This is a genomic window from Flavobacterium sp. 103 (assembly GCF_003096795.1).
Classification (GTDB): Bacteria; Bacteroidota; Bacteroidia; order Flavobacteriales; family Flavobacteriaceae; genus Flavobacterium.
This window is the reverse complement of sequence record NZ_QENX01000001.1, coordinates 1847202-1865031: the sequence shown is the minus strand read 5'-3', so window position 1 is coordinate 1865031 and position 17830 is coordinate 1847202. Positions and strand designations below refer to the sequence as shown.

At 38.1% G+C, this 17830-nt stretch carries 1 protein-coding gene; it reads left to right on the top strand.

All coding sequences use genetic code 11. The features are described from left to right. Positions 1 to 102 precede the first annotated feature (102 nt). Positions 103 to 17799, top strand: a complete 17697-nt coding sequence (locus C8C85_RS07465) for a T9SS type B sorting domain-containing protein (RefSeq protein ID WP_116796508.1) — start codon at positions 103 to 105, stop codon at positions 17797 to 17799. Positions 17800 to 17830 lie beyond the last annotated feature (31 nt).

The window sequence follows — 17830 nt, the reverse complement described above, 5'->3', positions numbered from 1 at the left end:
TAAGTTAAAAAAATAGCATTTAGATAAAATTAAAATGTCCTCTAATTTATTCAAACGCCCCAAAGAATAAATTAGAGTTTGAATCATAAAAATATAATAAACATGAAAAAACCTACTTTTTCTAAAATTGTTCATTGGATATTGTTTCTGTTTGAAAATTTCTTCCAAAAGAATTCGTTTGTTTATACATCTAAAATAAAAGAATTTGATAATTCGAGTGAAAGCAGTTATCTAGGAATTAACTGTTTTAAGAGACAGTATAATTTTTCTTTATTTCTGCTCATAGCATTTTTGTTTACTAGTGGACTTTCATTTTCACAGTTAGGGAAAGCGTTCGTGCCTAGATTACCAGGTGGAAATATGCGTATCAAGGGTGATGTTATTTTTGTAGGGAATAGCATGATGAGCCGTACAACAACTCAGCCCGTTTTTAGTGCTGCAGATCCAAATGGAACACCAACCAATCTAGCGACTCTAACAGCCGAAGCCAATCAAAACTATAATACTGCATCAAACAATAATGGTTTCAATCAAGAATATACTGATATTGATACTGATCCCACCACATTTGCGTCCAGTAGTGCGGAGTTGAATATTAATAATAGCTGTAAGCGTGTTGTGTATGCAGGTTTGTATTGGACGGCCATATATCCTTATGAAAGAAGTACAGCTTCAAATTCCGATACGAAAGGAACTCCCCGTTTAAATGATTGGAATCAGATTAAATTTAAAGTTCCAGGGGCTGCAAATTATACAACTTTAGTTGCTGATAATGCTGCCGATCCTGTTGGAGATGAAGATGAGATTATTTTTGATGGGTACAAAGCACCTCCCGCAACTTCGTTTACTAATTCACCTTACGTTTGTTATAAAAATGTAACAAGTATGTTGCAGTTATTGGCAGACCCGAACGGGAATTATTTTGCGGCAAATATTAGAGCTGCAAAAGGGAAAAAAAGTTCTGGTTCAATGGCCGGCTGGACTCTGGTTGTTGTTTATGAAAGCCCTACATTACCAAGTAGATACATTTCTACTTTTGATGGTTTTGCTGGGATAACTAGTGCATTAAAAAATCTAGATTTTTCTGTTAATGGTTTTAAAACGTTACCCTCTCCACTTCCTGTTAGAGCTACAATCGGAGTAGCAGCTCAAGAAGGGGAATCAAAGCTTTATGGGGATGATTTGCTTATAAAAGCCAATACCGTTGCGGCCTATACTTATGTAAACAACTCTTTGAATCCTTTAAACAATGTCTTTAATTCAACCATAACTGTTCCAAGTGCCACCACACCATTTTCGGTCAATGTAAATACTAGAGTGCCTAATAGTTTGAATACATTAGGATTTGATATGGATTTGTTAAATGTCAACAACCCTAATAATAAAGTCATACCGAATAATGAAACTGGTGCAACATACCGTTTAACTTCCACTTCAGATACTTATGGGGTTTATGTGACTACTTTTGCCGTTGATGTTATTGAACCTGAAATTGTTTTAACTAAAATTGTAAAAAATTCAGCAGGGGTCAATATCGGAAATTCAAATGTAACTTTGGGGGATTATTTAAATTATGAAATTGGATTCAAAAACGTGGGGAATGATGATGCGGATTCTTTTACCATAAAGGATATTTTGCCAGTCAATATTATTTTTGACCCTAATAATATAGTGGTGCCAAGTGGTTCAGGAATTACTTATACCTATACTGCAGCAACACGCACCCTTATTTTTACAATACCTAATAATCTTGTAAAAATAAATGGTAACCAATGGATCATTAAATTTGGGGTTCAAGTAGTTCCTAATTGTAATGACTTGAGTGATGCCTGTTCGGATCAAATTAAAAATCAAGCTTTTGCTACTTATAAAGGAGTAACAAATCCTGCAGTTATTACAGATGATCCAAGTATCTCTGTTTTTGGAAATTGTAACTTAGCAACACCTTCCGCAACAAATTTTTTAGTGGGAGTGAGTGGATGTAAATACACCAGAAAATACCAATTGTGTGGTGCTAATGTTACTATTTCGGCGGCCAATGGTTATGATAAGTATTCTTGGTCTACTAGTCCTACGGGAAGTCCAGTTATTGGAACAACGCAATCCATAACAGTTTCAAGTATTGGAACATATTATGTTCATAATACTGCAATAGCCCCTTGTGTGTCTATTGATGAAACAGTTACTGTGGAACCTTTTGGAACAACATCTGTTAATCCAGTGATTCCTTTTGCGGATGAAGTGGTTACTTGTCCAAACAATGGTAAAGTTCTTCCAAATATTTATTTATGTGGTGATAATGCCAAGCGTTATATTAGATCGGGTGTAACTGATACTAATTCCATCATTTGGGAAAAAAGTAGTTGTGCACTTGTAAGTGGTACAGTATGTGCAGATGAAACTAATGCTTGCACTTGGACACAAGTCGCTACTGGTCCAGATTTTAATGTTAGCGGACAAGGACAATATCGCGTTACTCTCAATTATGTGAATGGTTGTTTTAGCCGTTATTTCTTCAATGTATATGAAAATAAATTAAATCCAACTGCTACATCACGAGATATCATTTGTAATACAAATGGTGAAATTGTTGTGGGAACACCTGCTGCTGGAAGTGGTTATGAATATAGTTTGGACGGTGTGACTTATCAGGCGAGTAATATTTTGCCAATTAATACTCCTAATATATATACGGTTTACATTCGTTCTGTTGTAAATGTTCCAAATCGTTGCGTATTTACAATTCCTGGAATCCAAATTAGAAAGCGTGATTTTACTGTTGCCACTACAGTTAATGATCCTTTGTGTAATGGAGGAAAAGGGTCTTTGAAATTGGCAGCCAATGATGTTCGTGCCCAATACTATTTTAGTATTTCTAAAGGTGGAATACCAGTAAATAGCGTTGGACCAATTAGCCCAAATGATTATACCTTTAATAATCTCGATCCAGGGCTGTATGATGTTAAAGTCACAACTGATGACGGTTGTATTTATAACGGAACTGCAACATTGGTTGAGCCAGCAGTTTTGACTGCAACTGCAGCAATTACCAAACCATTAACCTGCGAAAGTGGCGAAATTACTGTAACTCCAGTTGGTGGAACAGGTCCTTATACTTATTTTGTAAATAGCACTACTGATTTTCAAGGGTCTCCTATTATTCCGGTTACTGCAGCTGGCACCTTTAATATTAGAGTAGTTGACTTTAACAATTGTGAAGTTACTTTAGCTCCAATCACAATCAATGATAATCCAAAACCAATATACACAGTTCCGTCAACTAACATTAAATGTTATGGTTCTAGTACTGGAGAAATTAAATTCAATGTAACCAATGCCAATGGATATACTTTGTCTTACAGCATCGATAATGGTGTTACCTATTCTTCTAATGGTACTTTTTCAAATTTACCTGTCGGTACTTATACAGCCATGCTTAAATATTCTTTAGGAGGAGTAGATTGTTTTGATCTGCCACAAACGATTGTATTGACTGAGCCCGGACAGGCCTTGACTGCGTCTGCAGGTGTGTCAGAATTAGCCGGTTGTGGTGATGGTGTAACAGTTCCTAAAAATAACGGAAAAATCCGTATTACTAATCCTCAAGGAGGAATTGCACCATACTTGTACAGTTTTGACAATCAAGTGACTTGGTCGCCAATAAACGATGCGTACAAGGCACCAGGTACTTACACTGTTTATATAAAAGATGCCAATGATTGTATTTATGCTATGCCAGGCATTATTATTGATCCGGAACCTGTTGCACCTAGTATAAATGTTAATACACCTGTAGATTTCAATTGTGATGGTACGGCCACCAGTAAAGTTATAATTAATAATCCAGGGCCAGCTTCGTATTCATATGATTATTATTTGGATAATGTAAAAAACACTAACGTACCATCCAACGAATTTATAAATGTTCCAGTTGGTACTCATGCTGTTAGAGTTGAATACAAAGTTACTTCTGTACCTACTTACAGTAATTTATTGAAAGAGGATTTTGGTAGTGGAGCTCCAACAACCACTTCGGGAATTGCAGCTGCTTATTGTTTTAATGATCAACATGTTTTAGCACCGTATTCTTGTCCAAATCCAACACGTTCTGTTGAAGATAATCAATATTCAGTGGCAAGTGATTTTTGGAGAAGTGACGACCCAAGCGGAACTAATTCCGGAGCATGGTATCACTTTAAAGATCATACAACGGCGGGAGCTGATCCAAAAGGGAGATTTTTATTGGTAAACATTGGTTCAGCAGCAGGACCTAATGGTGTATTATATAGTAAGCCAATAGTTGATGTTATACCTAACCAACCGGTGAAAGTTGATTTTTATGTGGCCAATTTGCTTAGAAGCGGAATCAATGGAGCTGCTCCTGACATTTTGGTGCAATTAGTTGACGGAAGTAATACCGTTGTAGCGCAACAATATACTGGTCTTATTGCGAATGCTTCAAATGATCCGAATCGTAACAAATGGGTACCTATTTCATTGACATTGGATCCTGGTAGCAATATCAACTTGAAGTTTGTAGTGCGCTCGGGTAGTATTGTTTATAGTGGTAATGATGTGGTTATTGATGATATCAGTGTTTACCAAGTTCCAAAATCGTGTATTACTACTAAAGATTTCACCGTAGTAGTGCCGACAGGAAAAGCTTTTACAGGGTCAATAACTGGTTTTAAAGACGCTAAATGTAATGGTGCCAATGATGGTGAAATTACTATTGCAGCACAAAATTTTGGTGCAAGCTTCCAATATTCTATAGATAATGGTGTAAATTGGACAACATCTACAACATCTCCTGTAACAATTCCGAATTTAGCAGCTACAACTTACAACATAAAAATAAGACCCGATGCTACTTCTGCAGTTGCATGTACCAAACCATTTACTCAAATTATTGCTGCTCCAGTTGCTATTGGAGCGAGCACAACAGTTACAACTTTGGCTACTTGTAGCACAGGAGCAACAATAACTACTACTGCTACAGGTGGTACGCCCGCTTACGAATATGAGTTAAGAAATGCAGCAGGAATTACAGTTGTTAAGGCTTACCAATCAAGTAATAAATTTACAAACGTACCTGCGGGAAGTTATACGATTTTTGTTAGAGATGCGAATCTTTGTTCAAATCCTGTGGGTGTCCCAGTTACAGTTGTTGCACCAACTGCAGTAACTGCTGTTTTAGCGGCAACATCTGATTTATGTTATGACACTATAGATCAAGCCAAATTAGTAGTAACTGCAACCGGTACAGGTACGCTTACTTATCAATTAGACTCGAATGCAGCTCAAAGCAGTAATACATTTACTAATGTAGGTCCTGGTACCCATAATATATTGGTAACTGATAGTAATAATTGTCCAAAAACGATTTCTAATATTATTATTGCGCCTCAATTACTTCCAGTAGCGAGCGTAACAAAAACTTTAGATTGTTCAGGAACTCCGGATGCTACAATAACGGTAAACATTGCTGGAGGAACTGCACCTTATACTTATACGGTTCAAAAAGGAGCTGGAGCACCAAGTGCAGCTAGTGTCTCTAGTGCAGCATTGAGTTTTACTCAAAGTGTGACTAATGCCAATGCGGATATTTACACTTTTGTTGTAACAGATGCTACAGGTTGTAGCGCTACAACAAAAGCTACAGTAAACCCAATAACCAATCCTACTGTAACCCCAACCCCAACACAGGTAAGCTGTAATGGCTTAACAGACGGTACAGTACAATTGGTAGGCGCTGGAGGTTCTGGAGGTTATACTTATAGTTTTGACGGAAGTCCCTTTACAGCAACTTCTTTATATACTGGATTAAAAGCAGGTATTGCCTATTCCTATCAAGTAAAAGATAGTAAGGGATGCGTTTCTACAGCGGCTACCATTACCTTGACCCAACCAACTGCTTTGTTGGCAACAGCATCTGCTACGGCATTTAGTTGTAGTGCAACCAACACGAAACAATCGGCTGTTGTGACTATTGCCGTTCCTACAACAGGTACGTCACCATATCAATATAGTTTCAATGGAGGAGGTTATACCAATACCAATACATTAACATTAAACGATAACGGAACGGATCAAGTGGTAAGTTACAGTGTAAAAGACGGAAACGGTTGTGCAACTGCTGCTCAAACTATTACGGTATCTAAACTAAATCCACCAACGGATTTGACTTTTATACCAAGTGGATCTGTTACTTGCACTACTACAAATATCGATGTTCAATTAAATACAACAAATGGAGTTTTACCATTAGCTTACGTAATAACATCTGGACCTGTTATTAATGCTTCCGGAGCTTCCTCAGGAAAATTCACTACTTTGACCCCTGGAACTTATGTATTTAAAGTAACGGACGCCAATGGTTGCTATTATTCAGAATCGTACGTAGTTGCGTCAGTTACTCCAATTGCTATTTCTGGAGTGAAATTGACTGATGTTATGTGCAAGGGCGGTAGTACGGGAGCTATACAATTTACTGTTTCGGGTTATGCTGGAAATTATACGCCATCTTTGACTGCGGGAACAGGAACTTTAACTCCCTCAGCTTCTACTGCGTTAAATATACTTAATCTAACAGGATTAATTGGTTCACCAGCAGGGATATCCTATACCGTAAAAGTTACTGATGATATTACTGGTTGCACTAACAGTTCTACTGTGAATATTACAGAGCCGGCGCTTGCATTGTCAATAACAAGTGCTATTGCTACCAATGTAAATTGTAATAACGATAATTCTCAGATTACAGTTGTAGCGTCCGATGGTACGCCAAATTATACTTATGCTTTTGCAAAAAGCCCATCTACAGTTCCAACTTCAACTTATGGAGGAAGTAATGTTTTAACTGTTGACACCAACTCAGCAGCCGATTTAGTTTGGGATGTATATGTAAAAGACGCCAATGGATGTGTTAGTAAAAGTACGGTAACTGTTGTTAGTGACGGTTTGCCTTCGCTTTCGAGTGTAGTGGTGAGTAATCAATGTACAGCATCTGGAAGTTCATTTACAATAACCGCTACAGGATCTGGTTTGGCTCCTTTGAGTTATAGCATTAACGGAGTTACTTTTCAAGCTAGCAATGTATTTACCGTTGCAGCAGGAACTTATACTGTTTCTATCAAAGATAAAAACGGTTGTATTGTTGCAAATAGCACGCCAACGACTGTTTATGCGCAGCTAACAACCTTTGCATCAGTTACTAAGACATTGGATTGTTCTAGTATTCCAGATGCAGAAATCACGACAATAATTACTGGTGGTAAATCACCTTATACTTATACGGTTCAAAAAGGAGCGGGACCAATAAGCGCTCCAAGCGCTCCAAGTGCAGCATTGAGTTTTACTTATAATGTAAGTAATGCCAATTCTGACACCTATAGTTTTGTAATAACGGATGCCAATGGTTGTAGTGCTACTACTAAAGTTACAGTAAACCCAATAACCAATCCTACTGTAACCCCAACCCCAACACAGGTAAGCTGTAATGGCTTAACAGACGGTACAGTACAATTGGTAGGCGCCGGAGGTTCTGGAGGTTATACTTATAGTTTTGACGGAAGTCCCTTTACAGCAACTTCTTTATATACTGGATTAAAAGCAGGTATTGCCTACTCCTATCAAGTAAAAGATAGTAAAGGTTGTGTATCTGCTGCAGCGACAATTACTTTGACAGAGCCAACCGTTTTGGTAGCATCTGCTTCGGCATCTGCTTTTAGTTGTAGTGCCACAAATACGAAACAGTCTGCAGTGGTAACTATTGCAGTGCCTACCACTGGAACGCCATTGTATCAATATAGTTTTAATGGTGGAGGTTATACCAACACCAATACATTGACTTTAAACGATAACGGAACGGATCAAATTGTAAGTTATAGTATAAAAGACGGAAAAGGATGTATTAAAGCAGGTACAAATATTACTGTTTTAAAACTAAATCCGCCAACGGATTTGACTTTTACACCAAGTGGATCTGTTACTTGCACTACTACAAATATCGATGTTCAATTGAACACAACAAATGGAGTTTTACCATTAGCTTACGTAATAACATCTGGACCTGTTATTAATGCTTCCGGAGCTTCCTCAGGAAAATTCACTGCTTTGACTCCTGGAACTTATGTATTTAAAGTAACGGACGCCAATGGTTGTTATTATTCAGAATCGTACGTAGTTGCGCCAGTTACTCCAATTGCGGTCGCTGCTACAAAATTGACCGATGTAGATTGTTTTGGTAACACTACTGGTAGTGCGCGTTTTACAGTTACAGGTTTTAGTAGTTCTTTAAATTACACTGTTGCAGTAACTTCTGTTCCTGCAAGTTTACCGTATTCAATATCAAATGTTGGCGATGTACATACTTTAGCAGGACTCGTGGCAGGAACTTATACTTTTAGCGTTACTGACCTTACAACGGGTTGTACAGATAGTAAAGTAATTACCATTATACAACCAGTAACAGCCTTAGCAGCTACATATGTTACTGTTAATGCAAATTGTATTGTAACAACTTCAAAAGTGACTGTTACAGCTACCGATGGAACACCAGGGTATACTTACTCGTTTAGTAATAGTAATATGGCTGCAGGAACTTATGTTGCATCAAACGTGGGTAATTTAGATCCATCTCAAACCTGGTATGCATGGGTAAAAGATTTGAAAGGCTGTACGGTTACAATTCCTTTAACATTGTCGACAGACCCTACGCCAACAATTACTGCCTCAGTCACAAATCAATGTACTGCCACTGGAAGCAATTTTCAAATTAAAGCTGTTGGTTCAAGTGGTGTTCCTCCATATACCTATTCTATCAATACTGGTTTAGCGCCAAGTCCAGCTGATACATTTACAGTTGCTCCAGGTACTTATACTGTTACAGTAAAAGACGCAAATAGCTGTACAAATACAGTTTCAGTTGCCGTTAACCAAGCATTAACAGCTACTGCAATTGTTACAAAAGATATCACTTGTTCGATTCCACAAGAGGCCACAATTAAGGTTGATGTTCTAGGAGGAAAAGCTCCGTTTAAATATAGAGTAAACATTGATGGTGCTGGTTATACTGGAGTTCCTAACTCTTTTGTTGGCTCTTCATTCAATTATACTGAAGTTGCTGCTACAACTGGGAAAACTTATGAGTTTGAAATAACCGATGCTAATGGCACTCCTTGTAACGTATTGACAAACGTAGTTGTTACAAATACTCCAATAGTAGTTACTGCAACAGAAACTCATGTAGATCCAACTTGTAATGGGTTTTCAGACGGAACTATTAAATTGACGGCAGTTACTGGTGTAGCGCCATTTACTTATAGTATTACGGGTGCTTTAGGAACTTTTGTTAATGGGAATGTATTTGGGGGTTTAACTTCGAGTAGTTATGATTATGCTGTAAAAGATTCAAAAGGATGTATTTTTAATGCTCCTTTAAGTCCAATTGTATTGATAGATCCTGCACCAATTGTAGTAAACATTGTTCGAAATGCAATACAATGTAATACAAATACTCCAGGAAGTTTTGACATAAATGTTGTTTCAGGAGGAACTGCTCCTTATAAGTATATATTATATGATAATGCCTTTACCGTAATTAGTAGTCTTCCGGGACAGACTGGATCTGCTCCAATTTCTCCAGCTCATACTTTTTCAGGATTGAATTTTGGAGATTATTACATTACTGTTGTTGATGCCAAGGGATGTGAATTTAAAAGTGGAAAACTTAGAATTGAAACTCCTCCATTTTTAACAATGTCAGCTACTGTAGATTCTAATAATTGTGCTACAGGAGTAGATGTTACCGTTACAACTTCTGGAGGTATTGGGCCATATAAATATTCTATTTTTGGTCAGCCACTTACAGAAACAGGACCATTGGCAAGTAGTAGTTATACTTTTGTTGGGTTGTCACATGGAATAACATATTTCTTGCAGGTTAAAGATGCTAATAATTGTATTTCTATTTATGAGCTACCTCCTATTGCTTCTCCATCAACAATTAAAATAACAGGCATTACTAGTTCTGATGTTACTTGTAATGGCGCATCCAATGGTAAATTAGCATTTACAGTTCAGGATTATGATGGGACTGTCACAGACATTAATTATGAAGTTGTCAATGCACTTACATTGATGCCTCTTCCTACACCAATCAATGGAACGTTGACAGGTGCACTAGGAGGGCCTGTATCAGAAAGCATAACAACATTGCCAGCAGGTAATTATGTCTTAAGAGTTACGGAGGCTTCAGGGACACTTTGTTCTGCTGCTTATACTTTTAGTATTACTCAACCTGCTCAACCGCTTACTGCGACAGTAGTATCTAATGTAAATGCAACCTGTAATTCGGGTGCTTTAGTTACGCTAACGACCACAGGTGGTACTGGGCCTTATAAATATGCTTATGAATTAGCGCCTACTGTACCTAGTAGTTTTGCTTCTGGAAATGTATTGACTCTTGACTATAACATTGGAACAAATTGGAATATTACAGTTATAGACGCCAATGGCTGTACATTTGTATTACCAGTAACTACAATCGCAAAAGACGCTTTACCAACGATAAGTGCGCCTGCTTTGCAATGTTATACGGGTTCTCCATTGAATATTGTAATTGGTGGAGGTGTAACTATTGGGACCGCTTCTTATAGCATTGGTGGTGCTTTCCAGGCGAGCAATACTTTCTCAGTTAATGCACCTGGAATTTATACTTTAACGATAAAAGATGGAAATGGCTGTACGGCTACAACTACTTACGAAATAAAACCACAATTGACATTAGCAGCTGCCATGACGCAAGATTTAACGTGTATTGTAGATGCAAACATTGTATTGACTCCAACAGGAGGTACTGGGACTTATGTTACTTATGAAGTTGATATTAACGGAGGAGGATACAATCCAATAGCGGGTTCTTCATATACAGCAACAGCTGCAGGAACCTATACCTTTAGAGTTACAGACAATCAAGTTCCGGCTTGTCCAGCGATATCCAACACGGTTACAGTAACGCCAAAAACACTCCCTACATTTACAACCACACAAACTAATGTGACTTGTATAGGTGGTGCAGATGGAAGTATAGTGGTTACGGCCGCAAGCGGAATAGCGCCTTACCAATACAGTAAAGACAATGGAGTTACTTATCAAGCTTCAAACGTGTTTACTGGTTTGAATGATGCAGGTGTTTACAATATTGTTGTAAAAGACAGCAAAGATTGTCCATCAGCAGCAACTTTGGTTGATATTACAGAGCCAACAGCAATTATAGCAAGTGCCGCAGTAACCACTGCATTATCTTGTGGAGCAAGTAACGCCACACAAGCTGCTACTGTAACAGTGACTGCTAGTGGAGGAACTGGAACTTTAGAATACAGTTTTGATGGAGGTGCCAATTATACCACTACTAATACCTATTCTACCAGTACTCCAGGTATAGTATCTGCATTGGTTAGAGATGCCAATAGTTGTATGATATCATCAGCAGTAACCGCAACTGTATTGCCATTAAACCCACCAACTGATTTAGATTTTAATTCGACTGCAGTAACGTGTTTGGCTACAAAAAGTAATGTTACTTTAACACCAACAAATGGTGTTGCTGCTTTATCATATACTATTTTACCTGCTATACCAGTGGGAGTTACTCAACCGTTGACGAATGAATTTGATGGCTTATTACCCGGTACTTATTTATTCCAAGTAACAGATGGCAATGGATGTACTTATGAAGAATCCTATACTGTTGATCCGGTAACACCTATTACGGTTTCTGGTGAATTGGTAAGTGATGTAACTTGTAATCCGGGAACAAATGGTGAAGTGAAATTTACCGTGGCTAATTTTGGGACGACTTACAGTTACACAATTAATGGTGGAGCTGCTATTTTAGCACAAAATAGTTCTACAATAACCATTTCAGGTATATCGGCAACAAGCACACAAACAATTGTAGTAACCGATGAAGTTACGGGTTGTATAGCTACTACGTTTATTGATGTAACACAACCAACACCATTGTCACTTTCTGCCAATCCATTTATCAATGCCAATTGTAATAATGGTGCTCAAGTGAGTGTTACGGCAACTGGTGGTGTTGCTCCATATAGTTATTCTTATGTTGTGGCTGGCAATCCCGCAGGAGCTTATTCTACTTCGAATGCAACTGTTTTAGATCCTGGGACATCATTGAATTGGGATGTTTGGGTAAAAGATGCTAATAACTGTGTCATAACAACTCCGTTGACAATTGCTGTTGTCAAAGATGTTTCGCCAACTATCGTTATGCCAACATCTCAATGTTTTACAGGTTCGCCACTAACTATTGATCTTTCGGTAGGAGCAACTATTCCTGTTGGGCCTGCTACTTATACTATAAACGGTTCTAATCAAGCGAGTTCTGTGTATACAATCACTGCTCCAGGTACATATCAGTTGAGTATTATAGATGCCAATGGTTGTTCGTCAAATATTGTGGATTATGTAGTTCAACCACAATTGACATTAGCAGCTGCCATGACGCAAGATTTAACGTGTATTGTAGATGCAAACATTGTATTGACTCCAACAGGAGGTACAGGGACCTATGTTACTTATGAAGTTGATATTAACGGAGGAGGATACAATCCAATAGCGGGTTCTTCATATACAGCAACAGCTGCAGGAACCTATACCTTTAGAGTTACAGACAATCAAGTTCCGGCTTGTCCAGCGATATCCAACACGGTTACAGTAACGCCAAAAACACTCCCTACATTTACAACCACACAAACTAATGTGACTTGTATAGGTGGTACAGATGGAAGTATAGTGGTTACGGCCGCAAGCGGAATAGCGCCTTACCAATACAGTAAAGACAATGGAGTTACTTATCAAGCTTCAAACGTGTTTACTGGTTTGAATGATGCAGGTGTTTACAATATTGTTGTAAAAGACAGCAAAGATTGTCCATCAGCAGCAACTTTGGTTGATATTACAGAGCCAACAGCAATTATTGCAAGTGCCGCAGTAACCACTGCATTATCTTGTGGAGCAAGTAACGCCACACAAGCTGCTACTGTAACAGTGACTGCTAGTGGAGGAACTGGAACTTTAGAATACAGTTTTGATGGAGGTGCCAATTATACCACTACTAATACCTATTCTACCAGTACTCCAGGTATAGTATCTGCATTGGTTAGAGATGCCAATAGTTGTATGATATCATCAGCAGTAACCGCAACTGTATTGCCATTAAACCCACCAACTGATTTAGATTTTAATTCGACTGCAGTAACGTGTTTGGCTACAAAAAGTAATGTTACTTTAACACCAACAAATGGTGTTGCTGCTTTATCATATACTATTTTACCTGCTATACCAGTGGGAGTTACTCAACCGTTGACGAATGAATTTGATGGCTTATTACCCGGTACTTATTTATTCCAAGTAACAGATGGCAATGGATGTACCTATCAAGAATCCTATACTGTTGATCCGGTAACGCCGATTACCGTTTCAGGCGAATTGGTAAGCGATGTAACGTGTAATCCGGGAGCAAATGGTGAAGTGAAATTTACTGTCGCAAATTTTGGAGCAACTTATTCGTATACAATCAATGGTGGAGCTGCTATATTGGCACAAAACAGTCCAACGATTACCATTGCAGGCATTACTGCAACAAGCACACAAACTATTGTAGTAACTGATGAAGTTACAGGTTGTACTGCTACCACATTTATCGATGTAACCCAACCAACACCTTTGGCACTTGCAGCTAATCCATTTATCAATGCCAATTGTAATAATGGAGCTCAAGTAAGCGTTACGGCAACTGGTGGTGTTCCTCCATATAGTTATTCTTATGTAATTGCCGGAGCACCTGCAGGGGCTTATTCTACTTCGAATGCCACTGTTTTAGATCCTGCAACTTCAGCTAATTGGGATGTTTGGGTAAAAGATGCCAACAATTGCGTAATTGGTATTCCTTTACCAATTGCGATAACAAAAGATCCTTTACCAACGGTAACTGTAAATCCATACAGTCAATGTCCAAGCTTGACAGGTGATTATACCTTTACGCTTGTGGCAACTGGGGTTGGTCCTTTTGAATATAGCATTGGTGCTGGATTCCAAACGAATGCAACTTTTACAGTTAACACACCAGGAATATTCAATGTTACGGTAAAAGATGCTAATACCTGTCAAACGACAGTAAATGGATTAGTTAACATACTAACCCCATTAGCTTTAACTCCAACCATTACAACTACACCAAGTTGTGCTGGTAATGACGGTGTAATTACAGTAGTTGCCTCAGGTGGTTCTGCAAATTATACCTACAATATTGATGGTGGTGCTTTTGGCGGTGCAACTGTATTTAATGGTATTACACCTGTCCTTCATACAATGGGCGTACACGATGTAACCACAGGTTGTGAAGTTTTTGTGCCAATTACTTTAACACCTGCAACTCTTATTACTGGTTTTGCTTTGACTATGACCCCTGTAAGTTGTAACGGGGGAGGCGATGGTACTATTACGGCTACTATGGCTACACCTGCTTCTGGAGTAAATGATAATCCTGTGTATATGTATAGTTTGAACGGTGGAACTCCTCAAGCTTCTAATTTATTTAGTGGTCTTGTAGCCGGTGTTTATACTGTTGATGTTGTTTCGGCTAGAGGATGTACAGCTTCTTTACCTATAACTGTAATACAACCAAATCCAATTGTATTGCCTGCGGCAACGGTCACTCAATATGGTTGTGCTACAGGAAATGCTTCGAATTATGCCACCATAAGCATTGATCCATTAGCGATAACGGGAGGTTCAGGTAGTTATCTGAATTATGAATTTGTAAAAAATGGAACTCCTGTTTATTTGGGGGCCAGTAACAGTTATACTGAAGCTGATCTCCTTGGAGGATCTTATATAGTAAATGTTTATGACAGTAATGGTTGTGTAGGAACCACAATTGTGCCAATCGTTATTGCTCCTTATATTGCTTTGGACAAAGTAAATGTTGCAGTAAACAAAGCAATTACCTGTAACAATCTGGAAGATATAACAGTTACTGTTAGTACTATTGGTGGTACTCCAGCAAATATTGAATATACTTTGGTTGATACAAATGCAACAACTGGTGTAAAAGGTGGAGTTTATCCTCAACAAACTAATAGTAATGGAATTTTCACTGGATTACCGGTAGCGGATTATTTAATTACCGTTAAAAATTTAGACACCAATTGTGAAATCCAAGATGTTCACTATGTAAATGAGCCAAATACTTTTGATTTAAAAATTGATAACATTGTTGATGTTACTTGTTTGAACGGAACCAATGGTGGTGCCAAAGTGACTTTTATCGACAGAATTATTACGGCTACTGATCCTGATCAGGCAGGAGCTTTTGATTACACGATAGTTGATGCTTTAGGAATTGCATACCCAGGAGGTACATCAGCTAATGCTGGTCCAATTACTTTAACTAATTTGGGAGCTGGAACTTATACAGTAACTGCTACATTGAAGAATTCTCCTTTCTGTACAGTTTCGAGAAGCTTTACAATTACTGGTCCAACGGCTGCTTTAAAAGTTAGTGAAACTCATAACGAGATTACTTGTGTGGCACCTAATTCAGGATCTATTTCAGCTACTGCTACGGGTGGATGGCCTGGTGGTTACGAATACAAATTATCAGGTCAGGTAAATGTTGCCTATTCTGCGAATTCTGTCTTCACGAACTTAACCGCTGGAAATTATGTTATAAGTGTTAGAGACAGTAGTGGATGTGAAGATTCAATTCCATTGACACTAAACAATCCAACGCCAATTGCATTTACAGCTAATCCAAGCACGTTGTTGTTAACTTGTAATGGGGATACTAGTGCTAGTATTACGGTAGGAGTGCCAACTGGAGGTCAAGGTTCCAATTATTTGTACACTTTGAATAGGACTTCGGTTGCTCCAGTGATTTCTTCTGGACCGCAAATTTCAAATGTATTCACTGATTTAGGTGCGGGTACTTATACAATCACAGTTACTGATGGTTGGGGTTGTGGAACGACCTCTTCAACTATTACTATTGCTGAACCAAATGTGATTGTGGCTAGTTTGGTAAAAGCGAGTACACAAACTTGTGGTACTCAAGCTACTTTGACCCTTTCTGTGTCAGGAGGAACGCCGCCATACAGCTTTAGTAGTAGTTCAAATTTCGCTGGAAGTATAGCTATGGCTGGGTCAACGGTGACATTCCCGGTAGCTGTAGGGACTTACCATTATTATGTTCGTGATGCGAATGGTTGTGCAAGTATAGTGTCTAATGATATTACTATTGATCCTTTGCCAGTATTGAATGTTGCAGTAGATATTGTTAACTCTAAAGTAAATTGTAAAGGGGATGCAACAGGTGTTATCATTGCTACTGCTACAGGTGGTTTAGGAAATTATACTTATACACTGTTGAATGGTGCTGGTTTACCACTTGCATTTACAGCGACACAACTGACACCAGGGAATTTTACACAATTACCAGCGGGTTCTTATATTGTTCACGTTGATAGTGGTGACTGTCCTGCTAATTCAATATTAGTTGATATTAAAGAACCACCGACGTCCTTAAATTTCACATATTCTAAAACAGATGTGAAGTGTTCAGGTAATGGTGATGGTACTATTACAGTAAATGGTTTTGATGGTACAGGTATCATTAAATATGCAATAACGCCACGTTCTGATAAGTTTTTAGATACTGGCGTATTCACTAATTTGAAACCAGGGTCATATACAGTAATAATTCAGGATGAAAACGGTTGTTATTTAACTCAAGATGTAACCATTTTAGAACCACAGCCAATCGATGTTAAAGTGGATAAAACTACTGTTCAACAAGAATTATGTGCTGGTGAAAAAACAGGTGCATTTAAGATTAATATTGTAGGCGGAACTGGGCCATACAGTACTAGTATTGATAATGATCCATATACTCTAGGTAGAGATACTTTCTCTGGACTTTCGGGAGGTAATCATTTAGTTATTGTTAAAGATTCGAATTTGTGTGAATTTGAACTTGATGTTTTATTAGACCCAGCGGTTATCCTTAATCCTGTTGCAAGAATATCTAATGATTGTGTAAATGATTTACCTGCCAACAAAGTTACAGTAACCATTGACCCAAGTAATAAGGTAGCCGATGTTAAGTACTCTTTAGACAGTACAGGTATTGAGCAAGACAGCAATTTCTTTACTAATCTAACACCTGGTGATCACTTTATAATGGTACACCATAAAAATGGTTGTGTAGATGCAACGGATACTTTTACAGTTGATAAAATAGACCCATTAGCCATTTCAATAGATCTTGGTGGATTAAATGAAATTGTGGCAACTGTTACAGGCGGGTCAGGTGTTTATCAATACAGTGTAAATGGTGAGTCAATAGGTTCAAATAATAAATATATTTATTTCAGATCTAGAGAATATGTTGTAACAGTGACTGATAGCAATGGTTGTTCGGTAAAGGCCACTAAGAACTTTGAGTTTATAGATATTAAAATACCACCTATATTTACGCCGACCGGTGATGGTACGAATGATACATGGAAACCAACCAATACGGAAAATTATCCAGATATTAAATTCGTTGTGTATGATCGTTATGGACGCGAAGTAGGTACTTTTGGTGCAGGACAATCTTGGGATGGTAAGTACAACGGAACGGAGTTGCCAATGGGTGATTACTGGTATGTATTGAAATTGAGACATTCTCAAGATGATCGTGAATTTATAGGCCACTTTACTTTATATAGATAACATTTGTAGAAAGAAGATTAGAGAGTGATTA